Consider the following 1691-nt stretch of genomic DNA (forward strand, 5'->3'; position numbering starts at 1 on the left):
GGCTTCTGGACGCTGCTGAACGGAGGTGAATGCAGCCAGAACTGCGACCAAGGCTGCTCCCGTTTCACCCAGGTCAGCGGCCGGATTCGCACCGACGTCCGCCGCGTCGGCGGCTCCGGAGACAAGGAAGCTGACGTCACCGGCCGCCTCCCAGACGGCCGCACAATGATCACCCAGTGCAAGCGCTACGCCATCACCAGCACTGGCCTGAGAATCTCACCAGGCTCCGGACTCCCCGTCAGGGAACCGCAACGCAGCCTCCGGCTAGCGCTTCTTGGTCTTCTTCTTCTGCGGCGGGTTCCACTCGCCTCGGTGCAACTGACAGCGGGGGTAACCGATCATCGCTGGCTTCTGGCATCGCTTGCCGGTCTTGGTATGGGTCGACCCGTACTTGACCTGTTTGCCCATTCGTCCCCCTCTGTCCGGTCGGAGGCGTGCCATGCCAGGCCATCGTCACCGGCCAGCGGTGCGAACCGCTCTACCTGTGCGCGCATTCGACTGATTCCTGCCCTTTCAGGTCCGGATCACGACATTCCCGCCCGGGTCGATCAACATCAAGGCAGCAGCATGCTCAGCGCTGGCGTTACGCCTGGCCGTACAGGGCTGCCAGATCGATCAGCTGGATGCCAGGGGTGGTGTCGGCGGCGATGCGGGCCTTGTCGTTGAAGCCCGCCCCGCTGAAGCAGATGAGCTGAGTACGGGTGGTGTCGTAGCGTCCGGCCTGGGTGATGAGGTCACGGATGTGCCGGAGGCGATCGATGTGCGCGATGCCCATGGTGTCGTTCCACTTGGCTTCTCCGATGGCCAGCAGCGGCGGCTTGCCGCCGTCCGCGATGCCGACGACCGCCACATCGATCTCGTGGCCGGTGCGGGCTTTGGGGTCATGGACGACGCCGTGTCCGACGCGGGCAGGGAGGTCGCCGAGCAGGTCGGGGTCGGCGTGGTGGAGGGTCCAGTCGCGGCAGACCTGTTCGAAGTGGGGGCCGAGGACGTTGCTGGTGAAGCGGCGACGGCTGGCCTGCCAGACCCGGGCGGCGCTGCCGGGCCGTTCCAACTGGTCCCAGACCGGGCGCATGATGGCGTGGTAGAAGCCGATCAGCGGTTCGGCGATGCGGTAGGTCGGACGGTTGTCGCGGAAGGCGTCGGCGTCGCGGTGCAGCAGTCCGGCGTCTTCGAGGACGTTGATGGGGTGCGCGATGTCGGTGGCTTTGCGTTCCAGGTAGCCGGCCATACCTCCGCGGGTGGCGTTGCCGTCGGCGACGGCCGCCAGGACGGACAGGTACAGGGCGGTGTCACGCAGATCAGGCTCCTCGGCCAGCAGGTAACGGGCTTCGCGGAAGAGCGGCGTCTCCGGGTTGAGGACCGTACGTACAACCCAGGCGTCGAAGTCGTCGGGCCCGCCCGGGCTGTCTCCTCGCGCGAACTCGCGCCGGTAGGCGGGCGTACCGCCGACGATCGCGTTGACCTGCAGGGCCAGTCGGGGGTCGGTGATGTTCCAGAACTCGGCGGCGAGGCGGTGGTCGAGGGGGCGCACGACAAGTTCCAGTCCCGCCCGGCCCCTCAGCGGTGCGTTGCCGGACAACAGCTTGCCCATGAAGGACAGGGCCGAGCCGCACAGCAGCAACCGCGCACGAGAGGCCGTGCGCTGCTCCCGAACTCGCCCGTGAGCTCGTCGGCAAGATGCACGAACT

General features: G+C 67.4%; 1 protein-coding gene and 1 pseudogene. One reads left to right on the plus strand and one right to left on the minus strand.

What is annotated here, in order from left to right; genetic code table 11:
- Window positions 1-90: 90 nt before the first annotated feature.
- Window positions 91-192, plus strand: a pseudogene (locus tag ABZ281_RS48345) (restriction endonuclease); the annotation flags it as partial.
- A 391-nt stretch (window positions 193-583) separates the two neighbouring features.
- Here the strand turns inward: ABZ281_RS48345 and ABZ281_RS48350 are convergent.
- Window positions 584-1691 (minus strand): ATP-binding protein (locus tag ABZ281_RS48350; RefSeq protein WP_356665105.1); only part of this gene is annotated, 1108 nt, incomplete at its 5' end.

This window comes from Streptomyces sp. NPDC006265 (assembly GCF_040613555.1).
GTDB lineage: Bacteria > Actinomycetota > Actinomycetes > Streptomycetales > Streptomycetaceae > Streptomyces.